The organism is Variovorax sp. 10N420 (assembly GCF_056394705.1).
Window position 1 is genome coordinate 167,860 of sequence record NZ_JBFTIJ010000006.1, and the last position, 19,200, is coordinate 187,059.

At 63.0% G+C, this 19,200-nt stretch carries 20 protein-coding genes and 2 tRNA genes; 12 read left to right on the top strand and 10 right to left on the bottom strand.

Going from position 1 to position 19,200, the window contains the following annotated elements; translation table 11 throughout:
* Nucleotides 1-73 precede the first annotated feature (73 nt).
* Nucleotides 74-946, bottom strand: coding sequence for a GNAT family N-acetyltransferase (locus AC1DEK_RS17215; protein WP_478126483.1), 873 nt, complete (start codon nucleotides 944-946; stop codon nucleotides 74-76).
* 133 nt (nucleotides 947-1,079) lie between these two features.
* On the opposite strand from AC1DEK_RS17215, the gene AC1DEK_RS17220 reads away from it, so the two are divergent.
* From AC1DEK_RS17220 to AC1DEK_RS17235, 4 genes are all read left to right on the top strand, one after another.
* Entirely contained in the window at nucleotides 1,080-2,756 is a 1,677-nt protein-coding gene (locus AC1DEK_RS17220) for an FAD-dependent oxidoreductase (protein ID WP_478126484.1), read from the top strand.
* An 11-nt stretch (nucleotides 2,757-2,767) separates the two neighbouring features.
* Nucleotides 2,768-3,031 carry a UBP-type zinc finger domain-containing protein gene (locus AC1DEK_RS17225; RefSeq protein ID WP_478126485.1) on the top strand — a complete coding sequence of 88 codons (264 nt, stop codon included), beginning with the start codon at nucleotides 2,768-2,770 and terminating at the stop codon, nucleotides 3,029-3,031.
* A 95-nt stretch (nucleotides 3,032-3,126) separates the two neighbouring features.
* Nucleotides 3,127-3,831: a glutathione binding-like protein gene (locus AC1DEK_RS17230; RefSeq protein WP_478126486.1), complete on the top strand. Its 705-nt coding sequence runs from the start codon at nucleotides 3,127-3,129 to the stop codon at nucleotides 3,829-3,831.
* A gap of 50 nt (nucleotides 3,832-3,881) precedes the next feature.
* Nucleotides 3,882-3,958 (top strand) — tRNA-Pro (locus AC1DEK_RS17235).
* Nucleotides 3,959-4,023: 65 nt separating this feature from the next.
* On the opposite strand, the gene AC1DEK_RS17240 is transcribed toward AC1DEK_RS17235, so the two are convergent.
* From AC1DEK_RS17240 to AC1DEK_RS17250, 3 genes are all read right to left on the bottom strand, one after another.
* On the bottom strand, nucleotides 4,024-4,215 hold the full coding sequence (locus tag AC1DEK_RS17240; RefSeq protein ID WP_478126487.1) for a DUF3606 domain-containing protein: 192 nt from the start codon (nucleotides 4,213-4,215) through the stop codon (nucleotides 4,024-4,026).
* A 67-nt stretch (nucleotides 4,216-4,282) separates the two neighbouring features.
* Nucleotides 4,283-5,176, bottom strand: a complete 894-nt coding sequence (locus tag AC1DEK_RS17245) for a DUF72 domain-containing protein (RefSeq protein WP_478126488.1) — start codon at nucleotides 5,174-5,176, stop codon at nucleotides 4,283-4,285.
* 27 nt (nucleotides 5,177-5,203) lie between these two features.
* Nucleotides 5,204-5,443: a hypothetical protein gene (locus AC1DEK_RS17250; protein WP_478126489.1), complete on the bottom strand. Its 240-nt coding sequence runs from the start codon at nucleotides 5,441-5,443 to the stop codon at nucleotides 5,204-5,206.
* 163 nt (nucleotides 5,444-5,606) lie between these two features.
* Between AC1DEK_RS17250 and AC1DEK_RS17255 the strand changes: the two genes are divergently transcribed.
* Together AC1DEK_RS17255 and AC1DEK_RS17260 are read left to right on the top strand one after the other, a co-directional pair.
* Nucleotides 5,607-6,395, top strand: a complete 789-nt coding sequence (locus tag AC1DEK_RS17255; protein WP_478126490.1) for an SDR family NAD(P)-dependent oxidoreductase — start codon at nucleotides 5,607-5,609, stop codon at nucleotides 6,393-6,395.
* A 72-nt stretch (nucleotides 6,396-6,467) separates the two neighbouring features.
* Nucleotides 6,468-6,544, top strand: a tRNA-Arg gene (locus AC1DEK_RS17260).
* A gap of 56 nt (nucleotides 6,545-6,600) precedes the next feature.
* Here AC1DEK_RS17260 and AC1DEK_RS17265 read toward each other — a convergent pair.
* The gene (locus tag AC1DEK_RS17265; protein ID WP_478126491.1) at nucleotides 6,601-8,112 is read right to left on the bottom strand and encodes an arylsulfatase; all 1,512 of its coding nucleotides are present in this window, start codon (nucleotides 8,110-8,112) and stop codon (nucleotides 6,601-6,603) included.
* 29 nt (nucleotides 8,113-8,141) lie between these two features.
* On the opposite strand from AC1DEK_RS17265, the gene AC1DEK_RS17270 reads away from it, so the two are divergent.
* A complete protein-coding gene (locus AC1DEK_RS17270) occupies nucleotides 8,142-8,363 on the top strand; it encodes a hypothetical protein (protein ID WP_478126492.1) in 222 nt (73 codons plus the stop codon).
* 26 nt (nucleotides 8,364-8,389) lie between these two features.
* On the opposite strand, the gene AC1DEK_RS17275 is transcribed toward AC1DEK_RS17270, so the two are convergent.
* Genes AC1DEK_RS17275 through AC1DEK_RS17285 form a run of 3 tightly spaced genes read right to left on the bottom strand, consistent with a single transcriptional unit; the run spans nucleotide 8,390 to nucleotide 10,898 of the window.
* A complete protein-coding gene (locus AC1DEK_RS17275) occupies nucleotides 8,390-9,262 on the bottom strand; it encodes an FkbM family methyltransferase (protein ID WP_478126493.1) in 873 nt (290 codons plus the stop codon).
* Nucleotides 9,263-9,307: 45 nt separating this feature from the next.
* Nucleotides 9,308-9,751, bottom strand: a complete 444-nt coding sequence (locus tag AC1DEK_RS17280; RefSeq protein WP_478126494.1) for an ion channel — start codon at nucleotides 9,749-9,751, stop codon at nucleotides 9,308-9,310.
* A 22-nt stretch (nucleotides 9,752-9,773) separates the two neighbouring features.
* Nucleotides 9,774-10,898, bottom strand: a complete 1,125-nt coding sequence (locus AC1DEK_RS17285) for an AI-2E family transporter (RefSeq protein WP_478126495.1) — start codon at nucleotides 10,896-10,898, stop codon at nucleotides 9,774-9,776.
* A 110-nt stretch (nucleotides 10,899-11,008) separates the two neighbouring features.
* On the opposite strand from AC1DEK_RS17285, the gene AC1DEK_RS17290 reads away from it, so the two are divergent.
* The gene (locus tag AC1DEK_RS17290) at nucleotides 11,009-12,364 is read left to right on the top strand and encodes a TAXI family TRAP transporter solute-binding subunit (protein ID WP_478126496.1); all 1,356 of its coding nucleotides are present in this window, start codon (nucleotides 11,009-11,011) and stop codon (nucleotides 12,362-12,364) included.
* A gap of 9 nt (nucleotides 12,365-12,373) precedes the next feature.
* Here the strand turns inward: AC1DEK_RS17290 and AC1DEK_RS17295 are convergent, their stop codons facing one another.
* A complete protein-coding gene (locus tag AC1DEK_RS17295) occupies nucleotides 12,374-14,341 on the bottom strand; it encodes a PAS domain-containing sensor histidine kinase (protein ID WP_478126497.1) in 1,968 nt (655 codons plus the stop codon).
* Between the two features lie 157 nt (nucleotides 14,342-14,498).
* Here AC1DEK_RS17295 and AC1DEK_RS17300 point away from each other — a divergent pair, with 157 nt between their 5' ends.
* Nucleotides 14,499-14,885 carry a response regulator gene (locus AC1DEK_RS17300; protein ID WP_478126498.1) on the top strand — a complete coding sequence of 129 codons (387 nt, stop codon included), beginning with the start codon at nucleotides 14,499-14,501 and terminating at the stop codon, nucleotides 14,883-14,885.
* A gap of 26 nt (nucleotides 14,886-14,911) precedes the next feature.
* Here the strand turns inward: AC1DEK_RS17300 and AC1DEK_RS17305 are convergent, their stop codons facing one another.
* Entirely contained in the window at nucleotides 14,912-15,712 is an 801-nt protein-coding gene (locus AC1DEK_RS17305; protein ID WP_478126499.1) for a Crp/Fnr family transcriptional regulator, read from the bottom strand.
* A gap of 260 nt (nucleotides 15,713-15,972) precedes the next feature.
* Between AC1DEK_RS17305 and AC1DEK_RS17310 the strand changes: the two genes are divergently transcribed.
* The 3 genes from AC1DEK_RS17310 to AC1DEK_RS17320 are packed head-to-tail and all read left to right on the top strand — an operon-like array spanning nucleotide 15,973 to nucleotide 19,193.
* Nucleotides 15,973-16,644, top strand: a complete 672-nt coding sequence (locus tag AC1DEK_RS17310; protein WP_478126500.1) for a response regulator — start codon at nucleotides 15,973-15,975, stop codon at nucleotides 16,642-16,644.
* Nucleotides 16,645-16,692: 48 nt separating this feature from the next.
* On the top strand, nucleotides 16,693-18,237 hold the full coding sequence (locus AC1DEK_RS17315) for a DUF3300 domain-containing protein (RefSeq protein ID WP_478126501.1): 1,545 nt from the start codon (nucleotides 16,693-16,695) through the stop codon (nucleotides 18,235-18,237).
* Nucleotides 18,238-18,254: 17 nt separating this feature from the next.
* The gene (locus tag AC1DEK_RS17320; RefSeq protein ID WP_478126502.1) at nucleotides 18,255-19,193 is read left to right on the top strand and encodes a DUF2950 domain-containing protein; all 939 of its coding nucleotides are present in this window, start codon (nucleotides 18,255-18,257) and stop codon (nucleotides 19,191-19,193) included.
* Nucleotides 19,194-19,200: the final 7 nt, after the last annotated feature.

Genomic DNA, 19,200 nt, shown 5'->3' on the forward strand with positions numbered 1-19,200 from the left:
GTTTCCACGTCCATCGTGACAGTTGCATGACAACGGCGTGACGGCCTCGTCGCCCTTTGTGTCGCCCTTGGTATCAATGGCCGAGAAAGTGCTTTCGATAGCGTGCAGGCAGATCGTCGATGCGCATCAGCATCGGCAAATCGGCCGTGTTGAAGTCCGGGTCCCAGGCCGGTGGCCCGAGAACCTTGGCCCCCAGCCGAAGGTAGCCTTTGATCAGGGCCGGCGGCTCGATGTCCAGGGCGCTGTCGAGCCGATGCACCGGCAGCGGCAGCCGCGGCTGGACGTGGTACTGGATCGGCGCCATGTGGGTTGCCGAAAGCTGGCGCCAAATGCTGGCGGCCGCATCGCCGCTGGTCACACCGTGATGGCACATCGGGATGCTGGCGCAGCCGATCATCGTGTCCAGCTTGTTGCGCTTCATGAAAGCAGCCAGTGCGCCCCACAGCGCCAGAATCACTCCGCCTTGACGATGGTCCGCATGCACGCAGCTTCGGCCCAGCTCGACCATGCGCTCGCGCAAGTCACGCAGGCGAGTCAGATCGAATTCAGTGTCGCTGTAGGTGCTGCCGACACGCTTCGCCTGCGCGGGCGTAAGCACGCGATAGGTGCCGATGACGCGGCCAGTCGCGTCGTCTCGGACCAGAAGATGCTCGCAAAAGTCGTCGAACAGGTCGATGTCGTGGTTTTCGATCGGCGTCGCCAGGCGCGCGCCCATTTCGCCTGCAAAGACTTCGAAGCGCAGGCGCTGCGCTGCACGGACGTCGTCCTGGTGGCGCGCCCAGCTCACGCTGATGCCGCCGGCCAAAGGCTCTGGCGCCGCCGGCACCTGCGATGTTTTGGGCACAAGTATTGCTGCTGGACGCTGAGTCGCACCCGAGCCCGGCCAGAAAGCAGGACGCAAACCCAGTTGCGAGAACGGAAACGTCGGTGTGGGCAGTTCTTTCATTCGGGTCCCTTTCTGCAGACGGAGTCTCGGGACATGAAGTGAAACAAGCATGTCAGTCGGGTGGCATTTGCGTGACGCGCGCGAAGCCTCGCGCTTCATCGTTTAATGCCGAAGATTCGCCAACGGAGATTTCATGGCCAACGAAACCAGGGTGGAGGTCGAAACCCGCCGCCATCAGATGTTCCCCAAGCTGAGCGCGCAGGACATCTCACGCATCAGGCGCTTCGGGAGCGTCCGTCATTACCACGCCGGCGCCTGTCTCTTCACGGCCGGGGAACCCGGACCCGGCATGTTCGTCGTGCTCGAAGGCGTGGTGGCGATCAGCCAGCGCGACGGGCTCGGGCATGTCGTGCCGATCGAACGCCAAGGGCCAGGCCAGTTCCTCGCCGAAGTCGCGCAGCTTTCGGGCCGGCCGGCGCTGGTCGACGGGCACGCCGAAGGCGAAGTCGAAACGCTGCTGGTGCCGCCGGAGCAATTGCGCGCCCTCATCATTGCCGAGGCCGATCTCGGCGAAAGGCTGGTCCGCGCCATGATCCTGCGGCGCGTGGCGCTCATCGAATCGGGCGCCAGCGGCCCTGTGCTGATCGGCCCGCCGCAATCGGCCGAGGTGATGCGAATCCAGAACTTCCTCAGTCGCAACGGGCATCCCTACCATGTCGTCGACGCCACGCAAGACGCCGACGCCGCCGCGCTGCTCGAGCAGTACGGCGAGGTCGATCTGCTGGTTGTGTGCCCGAACGGGTCCGTCATGGCCAATCCGACCGAGAACGCGCTGGCGCGCTGTCTCGGCATGGTCGACTCCATCGAGCACGAAGATCTTTTCGATGTGCTGGTGGTCGGCGCCGGACCGGCGGGCCTGGCAACCGCCGTCTACGCCGCATCGGAAGGCTTGCGCGTCATCGTCGTCGACTGCCGCTTCTTCGGCGGCCAGGCAGGCGCCAGCGCCCGTATTGAAAACTACCTCGGCTTTCCGACCGGCATCTCCGGAGGCGCCCTTGCCGGCCGCGCCTACGTGCAGGCGCAGAAGTTCGGCGTCGAGATGCTGATTCCGGCGCAGGTCGCCTCGCTCGATTGCAGCCGGGCCGAGTCGGACGGCGAAGTCTCCGTGCAGCTGGTCGACGGGCGCAAGCTCCGGTGCAGGACTCTGGTGATTGCCAGCGGCGCGCGTTATCGCCGCCCCGAAGTGCCGCGGCTGGCCGAATTTGAGGGGCGCGGCATCTGGTACTGGGCGTCGGCGCTGGAGGCCAAGCTCTGCGCGCATCAGGAGGTCGCCTTGGTTGGCGGCGGCAATTCTGCAGGGCAGGCGGCGGTATTTCTTTCGCAACACGCGGCCAAGGTCAACGTGCTGGTGCGCGGGCCCTCGCTCGCGGCAACCATGTCGCGCTACCTGATCGATCGTATCGAAGCGACACCCAACATCGAGCTTCATCCGCATACCGAACTCGTGGAGTTGCAAGGCGAGCCATCGACCGGCCTGAACGGCGCCACATGGCGCGACCGCCGCAGCGGCAATCAGCATGACTGCCCCGCGCGCAATATCTTTCTCTTCATCGGCGCCGTGCCCGAGACGGATTGGCTCGAAGGCTGCGGCGTCGCGCTCGACAAGCACGGCTTCGTGCTGACCGGGCCGAAGGCGCGCGGCGGCTTTCCGGCGAAAGTCGCGGCACCGCTCGAATCGAGCGTGCCGGGCGTCTTCGCGGTTGGCGACGTGCGCTCGGGCTCCGTCAAGCGCGTCGGCGGTGCAATCGGCGAAGGCGCGGCAGTGGTCGCACTCATCCATCAACACCTTGCGTCATCGACTCAACCTTGAGGAAGCACCCGATGTCCAGCATCCGTCCTTGTTCCCACGTGCCCGACACGATCGTTCCGCCCAAGTCGGCCGGATGCGAGGAATGCCTCGCCATGGGCGACCAGTGGGTTCATCTGCGCCTTTGCGTCCACTGCGGCCACGTAGGCTGCTGCGACTCGTCCAAGAACCGGCACGCGACGCGGCACTACAAGGCGACCGGACATCCGGTGGTCGCATCGCTCGAGCGCGGCGAAGACTGGATGTGGTGCTACGCGCACGAAGCGCAGGTGGGCTGATCCCTCTGGCGCCCGCCCTGCCTGCCCCTGCCCTGCACGAAAGGCCGGCAAAAGCTATGCTGGCCGGCCTTGTCACCACATCTGGATCCAGAGACATGCCCCAAGCACCCATCGACGCCTATTCCTGGGCCACGCCCAACGGCCACAAGATTCACATCATGTTGGAGGAATGCGGCCTCCCTTATCGCGCACACCCGGTCAATATCGGCAAAGGCGATCAGTTCGATCCCGCATTCCTGAAGATCAGCCCCAACAACAAGATCCCGGCCATCACGGACCCCGAGGGCCCGGACGGCAAACCGATCTCGCTCTTCGAGTCGGGTGCGATCCTCGTCTACCTTGCGGGCAAGACCGGCAAGTTCCTGCCGACCGATGTTCGCGGCCGGTATGCGGTGCTCGAGTGGCTGATGTTCCAGATGGGCAGCGTCGGCCCGATGCTCGGCCAGGCTCATCACTTTCGCAACTACGCACCCGAGAAGATCGGCTATGCGATCGACCGCTATTCGAACGAAGCCAAGCGCATCTACGGCGTGATAGACAAACAGCTTTCGGCCAACGAGTTCATTGCCGGCGAGACCTACTCGATCGCCGACATCGCGATCTTTCCCTGGTTGCGCAGCTGGGAAAACCAAGGCATCGTGCTCACCGAGTATCCGCACCTCAAGCAGTGGTTTGACGGCGTCGCGGCCCGGCCCGCAGTGCAACGCGGCGTCAAGGTGCTCGCAGACCTGCGCACGCCGATCACAGGCGACAAGGAACGGGAAATCCTGTTCGGCAAATCGCAATATCAACGTCGCTGACCGCAAAAAAGCAAAAGGCGCTTTTCGTCAGGTTAGAATCGCGGGCTTGTCGGGGTGTAGCGCAGCCTGGTAGCGCATCTGGTTTGGGACCAGAGGGTCGAAGGTTCGAATCCTTTCGCCCCGACCATCCATCGTGAACGGGGACAACGGCCAATGCCGTTGTCCCCGTTGTCATTTGAGCGCCCTGCAAGCTCAGCCCGCTCTCCCACCCGACTCCAGATGCTCCCGCACGGCGCTCACGTGGTTGCCGACTTTGGACAAGGCGCTCTGCAGCGCCTCCTCGCTGCAGTGCAATTGCCCGCACCAGTACCTGATCTCGACCCGGTCGTCAGTGTTGATGCGACCTGGATCCAGCGGCTTGAAATTGCTCAGATCGTCCGACATTTGGCCTCCCGAATGCGGTTTCCGGCTGATTCTTATAGGCCTGTGCGAACCGCTTTGCAAGCGCCCTTCAGCCGTGCGCCAGCAACATCTTCATGAAAGCAATACCGTTGCGCTGGCCTTTGTCTTCGTCGCAGTTGTTGAAGATCAAATGCGTGTTGCGCACTTTGTAGGCCAGCCGAATGACCTCGACCATGATTTCGCGCAGTTCCTGATCCGGGTAGTCGTAGTCGAAACGCTCCGCAGCGGAGCTTGCGCCCTTGGTGTTGTAGGTGTCGACGTTGCGGCCGTGCAACCGCACGAGCGCGTAGTCCGGGTTCGTGGTCTCGGCCAGCAAAGGAACGCTGTTCGCAAAGCCCTGAGGCCCATCCACCACGGTGTGAACAGCGCGCAATTCACGCAGAAAGGCCATCGTGTCCGCGCGATTCGATTCATCGAACCATGAAGCATGGCGAAACTCGACGCCGACCGTGTGCCCATCCATCTGTTCGACGCAATGCTCGACATGCGCATAGCCCTCCCGGTTGCACATCAGCCAGGGCGGGAACTGGAAGTGAACCAGACCCAGCTTGCCGGCCGCCTTGAGCGGCGCGATGGCATCGATGAACCGCCTCCACAACTCGGTTCGGATCTCCGGCGGCGTGGTGCGGTAGTAGAGCGTCTTGGTCGAGCCCAATGCCTCCTTGATGTCCTTGTGCAGCACCTTCGGGTCGGTCTGGTGGCCGGTGAAGAGCCGGAACGCCTTCACATTGAAGACGAAGTTCTCGGGCGTGCGTTCGGCCCAATTGAACACAGTCATCGGCGCAGGAATGCCGTAATAGCTGCTGTCCACTTCCACCAGCGGAAAGATGGACGAATAGAAGCGCAGGCGCGCCTCGGGTGTCTTCACTTCCTTTGGATAGAAGCGCCCACAGTCGATCAGCGTCTTGTCAGTCCATGAAGCGGTGCCGACAAGAATGGCCATGACTTTGCCTATGCCCTTGCTGCGCCGCTAGCGGCACTCGCAGACCGCGCCGCGCGTGCACATGCTCGCGGTCGTGGCGCCCGCCCTGCAGCTCGCCCTGGGGCTGGCGCCGGCCGGACACGAGATGTTGCAGCCCAGGCAAGCGCCCGCGACCGGCGCCTCGCAGTAGCTGCCCACCTGCGGATCGTTCATGGCGGTGCCTGACACTTTTCCGAATTGAGCACAGCCGGACAACAGCACGGCCGCAAGGATCAAGGCGAACTTCATTCAAAACTCCAGAACATCGAACACTCGCGCGGGCGAAAACTCTCTCGCAGGGTAGCCAGCGGAACGGAACGGAAAAAAGGGAGTATCGGCCAAAGTCCAGCCCGCGCGCACGCCGTCGCTGACGCACTCACAATTCAGGCTTTTCGATCGCATCGGAGCTGACATGGATCTTCAACTGGCTGGCAAACATGTGCTCATCACCGGCGGTAGCCGGGGCATCGGCCTGGCGTGTGCTTTGGCGTTCCTGCAAGAAGGCGCCCGCGTGAGCCTGTCCGGACGGACGCAGGCACATCTCGATACCGCGCTGGCAAAAATGGGTTCGGCGGGGCACAAAATGAGCGGCTATTGCGCAGACCTCACGGACGCGCGCGCGGCTTTGCAGATGGTGGAAGCAGCGCAGGTCGGATCGGGCCCGATCGACATCCTGGTCAACTCCGCCGGGGCGGCACGGCGGACCCCTTTCGACGAATTGCAGCCGCAGACGTGGCACGACGCCATGCAGGCGAAGTTTTTTACCTATGTGAACGTGATGGATCCGGTCATCAAGCGGATGGGCGAGCGCGGTTCCGGCTCCATCGTGAATGTGATCGGCATGGGCGGCAAGGTCGCCTCGCCCACTCATCTCGCGGGCGGCGCGGCCAACGCTGCGTTGATGCTCGCAACCGCCGGCCTTGCTGCCGCCTACGGGCCGCGGGGCGTTCGCGTGAACGCCGTGAATCCGGCGCTGACCCTGACCGATCGGATGGCCGAAGGCATTGCGGCCGATGCGCGCCTGCGAAAGGTCACGGAAGCCGAAGTGCTGCGCGACGCCGAGGCTCGCATGCCGCTCGGCCGGCTCGCCAAGCCGGAGGACATTGCCAACGCGGTCGTCTTTCTCGCATCGCCGAGCGCAGGCTATGTCTCTGGCGCCATCCTGTCGATGGATGGGGCCGCCGTGCCGATGGTGGTTTGAGTTTCGAGCGACCGGGGAGACTCGGGAAAGTGCGGGGTCGATCGGCACCGTAAAATCCCGGCCACATATTCACTGCCCGTAGCTCAGTTGGATAGAGCACCTGCCTTCTAAGCAGGTTGTCGGGGGTTCGATCCCCTCCGGGCAGGCCATATCACGGTCTACATTCCTCGAGTCCGCAAAGCGTTGCGTCGGCTCAGCACCGCGCTCAGGTTTTCGGCATCAACTTTTCAACCACTTGGTCGATGCTGAAACTCGCGGCACGCGCACGTGGCGGAAACTCCTTGAAGGTCTCCAGCCACTTGGCAAGCAGCGGGGGTGCCGCGTATTGCAGAGGAACGTTTTCGACGAACCAATCGTTGTACTTGAAGCTTTCCTCTCCACGCTCGAACGGATCGGCCCGCAGGTCGAAGAATTTCGGAATCCGCATCTGCGATAGCGGCTCGCGCCAGACAGCGAGTCCCGTGCTGCGCTGCTCGGCAAAGACGATCTTGAAGCGCCCCATCCGCATCGCCATCATGTCGCCGTCGTCGCTCCAATAGAGAAACCCTTCGCGTGGGCACTTTTCCTCCTTGCCCGACAAGAAGGGCATCAGGTTGTAGCCGTCGAGATGGACTTTGTAGGTTTTCTCGCCGATCTGGTAGCCCTTCTTCACCTTGGCTGGCAGATCGGGTTCGCCGTTGGCCGCCGCGAATGTGGGTATGAAATCCTGCAGCGAGCAGATGTCGTTGATGACCCGTCCGGGCTCAATGACGCCCGGCCAGCGCATCACGCAGGGGATGCGCCACCCACCCTCCCAGTTGGTGTCCTTTTCGCCGCGAAACGGCGTGGCGCCACCGTCGGGCCACGACAGCACTTCGGCGCCGTTGTCGGTGGTGAAGACGACGATGGTGTTGTCGGCGACGCCGAGGTCATCGAGCTTCTGCAGCAGTTCCCCAACGTAGCCGTCGAGCTCGACCATGCCGTCGGGATAGAGTCCGATGCCGGTCTTGCCACGCGACGATTCCTTCAGGTGCGTGAAGACGTGCATGCGCGTGGGATTGAAGTAGCAGAACCACGGCGCGCCTTCCTTCGTCTTGCGATCCATGAAGTCCAATGCGGCGCCGATGAACTCCTCGTCCACGGTTTCCATGCGCTTGCGCGTGAGCGGGCCGGTGTTCTCGATGACCTGCTTGCCGACTTTGCCAAACTGCTCGTCGACGGTCGCATCATCCTTGTCCGTCGCCTTGCACTTCATCACGCCGCGTGGACCGTACTTCTTCCGGAAGGCAGGGTCCTTCGGATAGTTCTCGTACTCCGGCTCCTCTTCAGCGTTCAGGTGGTACAGGTTGCCAAAGAACTCGTCGAAGCCATGCACCGTCGGCAGGTGCTCGTTGCGGTCGCCCAGATGGTTCTTGCCGAACTGCCCAGTGGCATAGCCAAAGCCCTTCAGGAACTCGGCAATGGACGGGTCCTCCGCACTGAGGCCCAACGTGGCACCGGGAGTTCCCACCTTCGTGAGGCCGGTGCGGATCGGCGCCTGCCCGGTGATGAACGCGGCGCGTCCTGCTGTGCAACTCTGCTGTCCGTAGAAGTCGGTGAACAAGGCCCCCTGTCGGGCGATCCTGTCGATGTTCGGCGTCCGATACCCCATGACGCCGAGGTTGTAGGCGCTGACATTGAACCAGCCGATGTCGTCGGCCATGATGAAAAGAATGTTCGGCTTGCTTGCGGTGGACATGGATTCTCCTTCGGCAGTAGGAAACACGTGTGGAATCGGCGACCCACATCTTCCGCCGACAGAGCGCCCAACGAAATTGCACCTTTGTGCATCGCTTGTTGCACCTCTACGCCCGCCAGCACAAACCAATCCCCGGCATCCGCACCGGCGACGTGCGCAACACCAGCGTCACCAACGTGGACGTGAGCAACGTCCCAGCCAGCTGCGTGCCTGTGAACGGGGGGCTGATCTATGGCAGTGCGGAGCGCTGACAGCGACGCGCTGGTGTGGACCGGCGCTATTGCCTCACATACCAATCATCAAAACCAGAGATTTCCTCGAGTTTCCGTGTGTATCCGTTGCGACTTAAAAGGGTAAAGATCTTCTCGCGAGCGGGCGTGTAGTTGTGCTCGCAAGTGATCACCTTGAACGAATGTTTCCCGAAATCGAACGCGCTCAAGATTTCGTACTCACTGCCTTCCGTATCTATCGACAAATAGTCGATGTCCTGCGGTGCGTGGTGCCTGTCGAGCATATCGTCCAGCGAGATGGTCTTCACCAGGTAACGACTGCCTGACTGCCGGTCGTGCGCGTCGCCGCTTGCCACCGATGCGACGGTCGATAGTTCCGCATCGTCGACTTCGTTGAATTCGAGGCTCAGTCCCGATTTCGACCACACGCACTCGTGTTCAATCGCGGCGGTCCTGTTTCGCGAAAGCTGGCTATGCCAGGAGTGCGCTGGCTCGGCAAGGATGCCGGACCAGCCGAACTCCTTTTCCATCAAGTGCGTGTTGCTCAGGCCGACGCCGTCAGTGGCGCCGAACTCAACGAAGGACCCGCCTCGCTTGAATTGAAGTTCCGAAAGCACGAAAAGATCTTGCCGAAGCTGACTTTTCGACAGCGGGAAGTTTTGCAGTATGGCCGCTGCGCAGCTTGAGTCGGACATGGTCATGAGGAACTTCATGTCAGCATCCGTCTTCAGCATGTGATCCAGGCTGGCCGCCTTCACCAGAGCAAGATCGAATTTTCGAAGAACGCTCTTCAGGGCTTGTTTCGGTTCGATCATTGTTCTTAACAGTGGTCCACTGAATTTGTGAAAGCCGGCGCCAAGGTGCGCCCGCACTTTAGCGCGCCACCGCTTCCTCGGCAATCCACGTTCGCCCGTCAGCATGGGATGCTCGGGCTCGGGCGAGGGGGTTGACCGTCAGCGCCCGGCTCAAAGACTTTGCCCGTCTCTCTCGGCCTGCGCCCTGATCATCTGCTGCAGCACTGCCATCAGCGCGGCGCCTGTCAGGCCGAACATCAATACGCCGTTTGCGGCCTCCAGTGGGCCGAGCAGCTTCCAGGGCTTCGTCATCACGACATCGCCATAGCCGAGCGAGCTGAAGTTAACTGCCGAGTGGTACACCGCCTCATACAACTCGCTGAACTCGCCCAGCATCATGAACAGAAATCCCCAAATCATGATCTGAAGGAAATTGCCAAGCACCAGCACGACCATCACGACGAGAAGCGAGCGGATCTGCACAAACGGTCCCGCGATGACCGCGTGATGAATTGCCCTGCCAGAGTAGTAACGAACGCTCCAGAACGTGAAGCTCGCCTGCAGCACCAGGCAAAACAGGATGGTCGGTAGCCCGACCGCCAGGTTCCTCAGCACGTCGTGCCCTGCACCACGGGAATCAAGGCAAGTTCGGCAAATCCGCCTCCACGACGACGACGTTGGGGTCCGTCGCCACCCACCGCATGAGGATCTGATAGCCAAGGCTCAACGCGGTCGCGCCGATGAACATGCCGAGAATGCCGGCGCCGGCCAGCCCGCCCAATGCACCCAGCAGCACCACCGGCATGGGCGCATCCACGCCCCGGCCCAGCAGGAGAGGCTTGAGCACGTTGTCGAGCATGCCCGCAACAGCCAATAGCACCGAGTAGATGACAGCCGGCATGGTGTCGTAGTTGCCGCTCAGCCAGATGTAGGCAATGACGGGCAGCGTCACCAGCAGCGCCGGCACCTGCGCCACGCCAAGCACCAGGACAACCATTGCGAGCACGCCGGCAAATGGAACGGCGGCGACGATCATCACGATGCCCACCACCATCGCCTGGATGAAGGCTACGCCCACGACGCCCAATGCGACTGCGCGGATGGTCGACGTGGCCAGCGCAGCGAACTCCACGCCCCGCTGGTTGCCAACGATGCGCCCAAGGATCGATCGCGACGCGTCGGCGCCCGACTCCCCGAAGGCCATGATCACCCCCGCGATGACGAACGAGAACATGAATAGAAGCACCGTGCCCGCGATGCTCGCCACCATCTCCAGTGCCTTGGAGGCCAGCTCGCCAAGCTGCGGCTGCATTCTCTGGACGACCGACGGCAAGTCGTTGTGTGCCAGCGACCAGGCGCCACTCACCTTCGGCCCGATGACCGGCCAATCCGCGAGTCCTGGCGGCGGCGGCGGAACTGCGAACTTGTTGTCCCGCAGGCGCTCAACGGTCTCGTGCACCGAATCACCCATCGAGCCGAGGACCACCGCCATCGGCACCACGATCAGCGCGATGCCACCCAGCACGACCAAAGTGGCCGCCAGCCCCTGTTTGCCGCCCAGCTTGGCGGCCAATGCCTGATGGCCTGGATAGATCGTCACTGCCAGAATCAGCGCCCAGGCCATCATCGAGATGAAGGGCGCGAAGATCTTGAAACACAACAGCGTCAGTGCGAGGACCAGCCCGGCGCGGATGAACACATCCATCAGCTTTCGGGCGACCCGTGTTTCGAGGACCAGGTCCGGCTTTAAAAGCGTAGTCATGGGTCGACCTTCGAAAGTAGACGACTTCGGAATTCTCCGGCGATGGGTTTTGCTGGACTTGACAACTCTCAAGCGCGAAGCAATCAGCCAGTGGCAGGATGCAGGCTCTGATGCGCCTTGGTGACCTGCCAGTCGAACCGCGACACGAACAACTGCGCTGGACGCTGATCGCGGTGGCGAGCATCGCGCTGGCCTTTCTGGGCGCATGGCTGTTGCTGAGTGCGATTCCGCGCCATATCGTTCTTGCGTCGGGCCTGCCGGACGGCATGTACCACCAGTACGCACAGCGCTACAAGCAGATCCTGGCGCGGGACGGTGTCACCGTCGAAGAACGCATCACTGGAGGCGCCGACGAAAACGAGCGCCTTCTGCGCGATCCGAAGTCGGGGGTGGATGTGGCTTTCGTGCATGGCGGCGTGGTGCGCCCGCACGAGCGCGACGACCTGGTCATGCTCGCCGCGCTGTATTACGAGCCATTGTGGATCTTCTACCGCGACACGGTCGTCCACGAGCACTTCGACGAGCTTCGCCACAGGCGCCTCGCCGTCGGTTCACCGGGCAGCGGGGTGCGGGCCTTCATGGAGCCGCTGCTTGCCGCCAACAACATCACCAGCCTCAACTCCGAACTGGTGCCGCTGGTCAATCTGGAGGCCTTGCGCGCGCTGCAGGCTGGAACGGTAGACGCCGCGTTCCTGATCGGACCCGCGCAGTTTCCGGCCATATGGCAGGCCCTGCACGACCCGGAACTGAAGCTGCTGAGCCTGGGGCGCGCGGAGGCTTATCAGCGCCGCTTTCCCTACATCACCAAACTGACCTTGCCGCCAGGGACCATCGATCTCGAAGAACACATTCCGAAGGAAGAGGTGAAGCTGATCGGCACCAAGGCCATGCTCGTCGCGCGCGACGGTCTCTCGCCGGCGATCATCAACCTGCTGCTGGAGGCCGCGCGCGAGCTGCATGGGAATCAGGGATTTTTCGAGGCCGACGACGAATTTCCGAATACATCGATGGTCGACCTGCCGGTGTCGAGCGATGCGAGCCGCCATCATCGATTCGGCCCGAGCATGCTTCACCGGTACCTGCCCTTTACGGTCGCCGCCTACCTAGAACGCCTGATCGTGCTGCTGTTGCCGGTGATCTTCGTGATTGTTCCATTGACCAATGTCCTGCCGCGACTGATTCGCTGGCGCATGCGCTCGCGCATCTATCGCTGGTATGGAGAGCTGGCACTGCTCGAACGGGATGTCAGGACACGGACCGGCACCCTGCCACTCGACCAGTGGTTGCTCGACCTCGGCCGCATCGAGCAGGCTGCTGCACGCATCCGCGCGCCGTTGAGCTACGCGAGCGAGGCCTACACGCTGCGGGAGCACATCGGCCTGGTGCGGAGCGCCGTGATGGCCAAGGCACGGGGCGCCAGCGGAAACGGCAACGGAAACGGCAACGGCGATGCGCCTGCGCCTTGACAGAGCGCGTCAGGACTTTCGGGCCTCGACACCGCCATCGATGCCGACCGCATGATCTTCCGGGTTGATCCAGAAGTGGGCGACCATCACATCACCATTGGCCATGGGCGTCACATGCATCCGGAACCACCGCAACTCGTCGGGCGAGTGACAGGAGTATTCGCAAGTAAATGTCTTGCGATCCTCGTAGACCACGCCTTCGAGGCCCCGAAGCACCTTCATTGCCGATTCGTCGCTGAGCGAACTGCGCCGACACACCTCCATGTAATTCACGCCCGGACCGACCAAGCTGAAATCAGGCTGTCCGTTGTGGTTTGCGAATTCGCTCCATGCGCGGTTGACAAAACGGATCGTGCCGCGCCGGTCCATGACTGCGACAGTCCCTGCAATCGCATCGATCACGTCCTGCAGCATCTTGTCCGTCGCGCGAGTCAACAGTCTTGGCAGTGCCTGGGCGTCGTCGAAGTCGCTACGCGGTCCGTCTCCATTCATTGCCCCTTTCAACGGGGCACCGTGGTCCAGCAACCCCGGAGCACCTGCACATGGAACCAGCACATCGAGCACGGTGCCTCCTTCCGGCCCGCGGTCGATCCGCACGACACCACCGTGGGCACGAATCCGTTCGCGAATGCCCAGGATTCCGAAAGACCCGTGCTTATGCATGTCCCCTGCATCCAGTCCGCATCCGTTGTCGCTGATCTGCAGCGAGATCGACTCGGGAGTCGCACTTCCGAGCCGGATCTGAACTTCGCTCGCGTGCGAATGCTTGGCCACGTTGTTGAGCGCTTCCTGGGCGACGCGATAGAGGCAAATGGCAATCGGCTGCGCTTCGACCCATTCGCTTGAAATGACTTCCTCGGGCGCATCGACGCTGCACGCAATGCCGGTCTGTTGACCGAATTGCGCAGCCATGGCCTCCAGCGCAGGCACCAGGCCCAGGTCTTCGAGCATCGGCGGACGGAGGTCGTTGACGATACGCCGCGTCGAAACGACTGCTCTTTCTGCGAGACGATCGACATTGCCAAGGAGGAGCGGCAACTGCGGCGCATCCTCTCCCAAGCGCTCGGCAATGAAATGCAGATCCATGCGGATCGCGGACAAGGTCTGTTGCAGATCGTCGTGCAGTTCTCGTGCGATGCGCTTGCGCTCCTCTTCCTGCACCCGGTCGCGTGAGGCAATAAGCCGTTGCAGCGCCAAATGCGACGACGCAAGGTCGGCTTGCACCTCTCTCATCTCAGTCACATTGCGAACCGTCACCACGGCGCCCGCAATCGCGCCGCCTTCGGAGCAAATCGGCGCGAAGCTGTAGCTGCCGATCAATGACGCGCCTGAATCCAGGCGTCTCAACCGGTATTCGACATTGGTCGCCGTTTCTCCTCGCAGCGCCCTCGACAGCGGCCATTCTTCACGTGTCGACGGTTCGCCGTCGAGCATGAACAATTCAAGCCTCTTGAGGTATTCCGCCAGGCCGCGTCGGCAAGCGGCTTTGTCGGCAAAGCCGTGCAAGGATGCGAAGGCGTCGTTGAACTCGATGATTCGCCCTTGCGCGTCAGAGATATAGACGGCATCGCTCATGCTCGTCAGCGCCGCCTGAAGCTTCCAGGCGCTCTCGCGAAGGTCTTGCTCACTCAGCGCCTTGGCATCCATCACCCGATTGAGTTCTTGCGCCACCGCCCTGATTTCCGGCGGCCCGATGAGGCTGGCCCGAGTGGCTTCCTTGCCGGCTGCGATCAAGGTGGCGGTTTCCTTCAGGTGAGCGATGGGATCCACGATGCCGGCGCCCAGCCGCCACGCGAAGGCAAGTGCGAAGAGGCACAAACCGAGGGCGATCACGATCGCCAGCACGGCCGAACTCGGCTCCTCCGCGATCTCGGCCTTGATGAGCCAAGTCACGAGCACCGCGAGAGGAAGCAGCGCGCCCGCCACAAGAAGGACGATTCGGCTCCGGATCGACAGGTTCTCAAACCATGAAGCCATGAGGGATGGATCAGTTGCGTTAGGGCTTTAGGCCGCCGCTAGGATGCCTCAAAAATGCCGTGCTTTCTGATGAATCATTGACCAGACGCATTCTGCGTGCGGCTGTTCGGCGGCAACATGGCCGCAGGGTCAACAAACGACTTTGCGAGGGCCGGACGTGAAAGTGCTGCTGGTCGATGATTCCGTGGCAATACAGCGAAGCTTCGGCGCGCTGCTGGCGACTGCGGCGGGCGTCGAAATCGTCGGTTATGCGGATGACCTGGCGACGGCTGTCGAAGCCATCGCGTCGAGCACGCCCGATCTCATCGTCCTGGACGCCAAACTGCGCGGGAACGACCGCGGCATCGATGTCTTGCGCCATGTCAGGCTGCACGAGCCTCACATCAAGATCGTCATGTTTTCGCAGTTCAACTGGACGTCGATGCGCCACACGCTCATCAAGGCCGGCGCCCTCGCCTACTTCGACAAAAGCACCGAATTCCAGCAGGCGCGAGACTTCATTGCGGATCTTTCGATCGCCCAGTCCGCCCGATCCGCGCAGTAGTCCGAGTTGGCCGAGTTAGGCCGCGCTCAGGAATTGAGTGCCGGTCTTTGCGTCTTTGCAGGTGCGCGCGTGCCCTGCGCATACGACTGCAATGAACCGAGGTCGAGAATCTCCACCTTGCGTTGCTCGACTTCGATCAGGCCGGCTTCCATCAATGCAGCAAACGACCGGCTGATCGTTTCGTGGGCCACCCCCAGGTAGCTTCCGATGTCGCGGCGCGTCATCTGTAGGCGCAGCGATCTTGGCGATTGCCCGCACGTCGACATGCAGCGCGACACATGCAGCAGGAATCTCGCCAGCCGCACCTCGGACGCGGCGGCAGCCATCATCTCCGACACGCGCGTCAGGTCGAGCATGGCCCTGGCCATCGCCCGCAGGATGCCGCGGTCGAAGGAGGGCAGATGTTGCGCCAGAGCATGGAAGTCGGGCAAGGCGATGGCGAAGACACTGGCGTCCTCCAGTGCGACGGTTGCCATCTGGTGGCGAGCGTCGAACAGCGCGTCGCAGCCAAGCAGTTCCCCCCTGCGGACGAAGCCGAACACCTGTTCGTAGCCGTCCTCGGCAGTCCTGAAGACCTTGAAGACGCCGGTACGAACGATGTGGATGGAGGTCGCCGGCGCACCTTCTAGAAACAAAAGTTCTCCTGTTTGCAGTCGGCGCACCGTCGGCTGAAAGGTCGACATGGGCCAATCGTCGCCAGCGGTCACGCCGATGAGGTCGAGCATGTCATGAAGAGGGGTCGAGTCGCGACGATCACTGCCGTGAAGCCTCAGGCCGATGTTGCCGCTGAAGTACGACGGAGTCTCATGGGCTTGGGGGATGTTCATTGCGTGCTCTCCAGGTTGTGGGCACTGGCCGGGAGGCCGAAGCTTGCCTCGCAAGCTGCCCGACGAACATCGGTGCGATGCTTTGCACAACGGCGGATTCAACCCGAGAGATTCGGATTTCGCCGAACGCTGGCTAGGAAAATTCCGAACGTCGCAGTCTGTCAACGTCTTGTGAAGCCGCGCGTTTGGCGTCATAGTCGATCGAAATAAACACTGAGATCCGGGCAGCTCTGTTCTGCTGGGTCCGAGGAGGTATTGAGATGGACGCCACTGCTTCCGCGCCGGCGCTGCGAATACTCCTGGTCGACGATCACATGGTCGTCCGGGAAGGCCTCATCCGAGTGCTCGATCCGGCCGCCAACAACTGGGTCTTGACCGAGGCGACGACTGGCTATCAGGCGCTCGACCTTCTCGCAGGGAGTGAGTTCGACCTCGCACTCATCGACCTGTCGATGCCCGGCATGACGGGGCTTGAACTGGTTCAACGCATCAAGTCGGGGTTCAACCGTGTCCGCATTCTTGTCCTCAGCATGCACGCCGAAGAGCAGTACGCAATGCGCGCCTTCAAGGCGGGGGCCAACGGCTACGTCACCAAGGACATTGCCGCCAGGGAGCTCGTTGGTGCGGTGCGCAAGGTTGCGGCGGGCGGCGCCTACGTCACCGAGAGCCTGGCCGAGAAGTTCGTGCAGCAACTCAATGGATCGTCGGAAGCTCCCCGACATGCGCAGCTGACCGATCGCGAACTCGAAGTGCTGCGGCGCGTGGCTGCAGGCCAACCGCTCACCGCCATCGGCGATGCGCTTCACCTGTCGGTGAAGACCGTGAGCACCCACAAGACGCGGATTCAGGAAAAGCTGGATCTCTCCAGCACCGCCGAATTGATTCGCTACGCTCTGGAGAACCACATTGACGACGCTTTCGTGCAGACCTAGGCTTTCGCTCCGTTTCCGCTCTTCGTTCTCAATTAAGGAAGGCGAACCATGCGTGCACTGATCGTCCGCTTTGCCCGTTCGCTGATGGTCGCTGCGTCGCTGTTCACGGCGCTCGCCGGGGCGCAGCAGGGGCAGACCTTCTCGCGCGAACAGTTGGACCAGATGATGGCGCCCATCGCGCTGTATCCGGACCAGTTGCTGTCGCAGGTGCTGATGGCCTCGACCTATCCATCGGACGTCGCGGATGCAGCGCGATGGTCCAAGGCGCATCGGGACGAGAAAGGCGATGCGGCGCTGAAGCTCGTGGCCGATCAGCCATGGGACCCGAGCGTGCAGTCGCTGGTTGCGTTTCCCCAGGTGCTCCAGATGATGGGCGACAAGCCGGATTGGGTGCAGAACCTGGGCGATGCATTTCTCGCGTCGTCCAAGGACGTGCTCGATTCCGCACAGCGGCTGCGCGCCAAGGCCCAGCAGACGGGCAACCTCAAGAGCTCCGAGCAGCAGAACGTCATCGTCCAGCAAGAGCCGCAGACGCAGCAGACAGTCATCAAGATCGAGCCCGCCAACCCTCAGGTGGTCTACGTGCCTTCCTATAACCCGACGGTGGTTTATGGCGCCTGGCCCTATCCGGCCTACCCGCCCTATTACTACCCGCCCGCTCCCTACTACTACCCGGGCGCGGCACTCGCGACCGGCATCGCCTTCGGCGTGGGCGTGGCTGCCACTGCTGCACTTTGGGGCAATGCCAATTGGGGCGGCGGTAACGTCAACGTGAACGTCAATCGGTACAACAGCGTCAACGCCAATCGGCAGATCAACGCCAATCAGACGAACTTCCAGCACAACGCGGCGAATCGGCGCGGAGTGCCATATCGCGATTCGGCCAGCCAGCAGCAGTTCGGAAAGAATGTGGCAGGCGCAGACCAGCGCGGCGACTACCGCGGCCGGGATGCGCAGCGTCAGCAGGCTCAATCTCAGTTGCAACAGCGCGGCATGGACCCCGGCCAAGGGCGCGATCAGCTTCGCAATGACCCGGGCACACGCGATCGAGCGCAGGCTGCTGCCGGCGGCGCGGGTCGCGGTCCCGGCGGCGCAGGGGGCGTGGGCGGTCCGGGCAGCGCTGGCCGTCCCGGGGGCGCTGGCGGCCCCGGAGGCGTCGGTGGTGCCGGAGGCGTCGGCGGGGTCGGCGGCGCGGGTGGCCCCGGAAATGTGGGTGGACCTGGAGGCGCTGGACGTCCGGGCGGCGCTGGTGGTCCAGGGGGCGTCGGGGGCGTCGGAGGTGCCGGAGGCATCGGCGGTCCTGGAGGACCGGGCAGCGCCGGAGGCGTCGGGGGTCCCGGGAGTGCCGGGGCACGCGGCGGCGACAACGCCTTGAGAGGCGCCGGCGACGGAAATCAGGCCCGCCAGCAGACAAGCCGCGGAGACGCAAGCCGGCAGTCGATGTCGCACAACTACGGGGGCGGCGGTGGCGCTCGTGCCGGTGGTGGTGGCGGAGGCGCACACATGAGTGGTGGCGGCGCTCGCGCGGGCGGCGGAGGTGGCGGCATGCGAGGCGGCGGCGGTGGTGGGCGCGGCGGCGGCGGCCGTCGTTGAAGCGATTGGAGGAATTCATGACGCAACACACTCAACGACACTCGCGGACATCGTGGCTGAACGTGGGCAAGTTCAAGTCCTTGGCGGCCGGGACGGCGATGGCGCTGTCCCTGTCGCTCGCATCGGGCCCTGTATTCGCGCAGCACGCCTACCCCTCTCCGGACGCGGCCGCGCAAGCGTTCGTCGATGCCGTCACCCGCAGTGATACCGCCGCCCTGACACTCGTGCTCGGCCCCGACTGGAGGCGCTTCGTTCCTGAGGGCGGCGTCGATGTGGACGACATCTACGACTTCCTCGGCGCCTGGTCCAGGCAGCACAAGATCGTGCTCGAAACGCCGGGCAAGGCCATGCTCGCCGTGGGCGACAGCGACTGGACCCTGCCGGTGCCGATCGTGAAGAGCGCCGCCGGCTGGAAGTTCGACCCGAAGGCGGGTGCGGACCTCATGCGCACCCGGCGCATCGGGCGCAACGAACTCGCCGCAATGCAAGCCGCGCTCGCGTACTTCGATGCGCAGAAGGAATATGCGCAGAAAGACCGCGACAACAATGGCGTGCTCGAATACGCGCAGAAGTTCGTGAGTTCACCCGGCAAGCACGACGGCCTCTACTGGCCCGACGCCACGGGCCAGGACGAGAGCCCGCTCGGCCCGCTCTACGGCGGCCAGAAGAGCAGCGAGGGCTATCACGGCTATCACTTCCGCATCCTGAAAGCCCAGGGCAAGGACGCACCGGGCGGTGCTTACGACTATGTGATCGGCGGGCGCATGCGTGCCGGCTTTGCACTGATCGCATGGCCGATCCGCTACGGAGACACGGGCGTGATGAGCTTCATGGTCAGCCATGACGGCACCCTGTACGAGAAGGATCTCGGCTCCAACACCGATGCCGCGGCACGCGCCCTCACGCGCTTCAACCCGGATTCGAGTTGGCGCAAGGTGGACGTGCCCGGCAGCTGATCCGCCC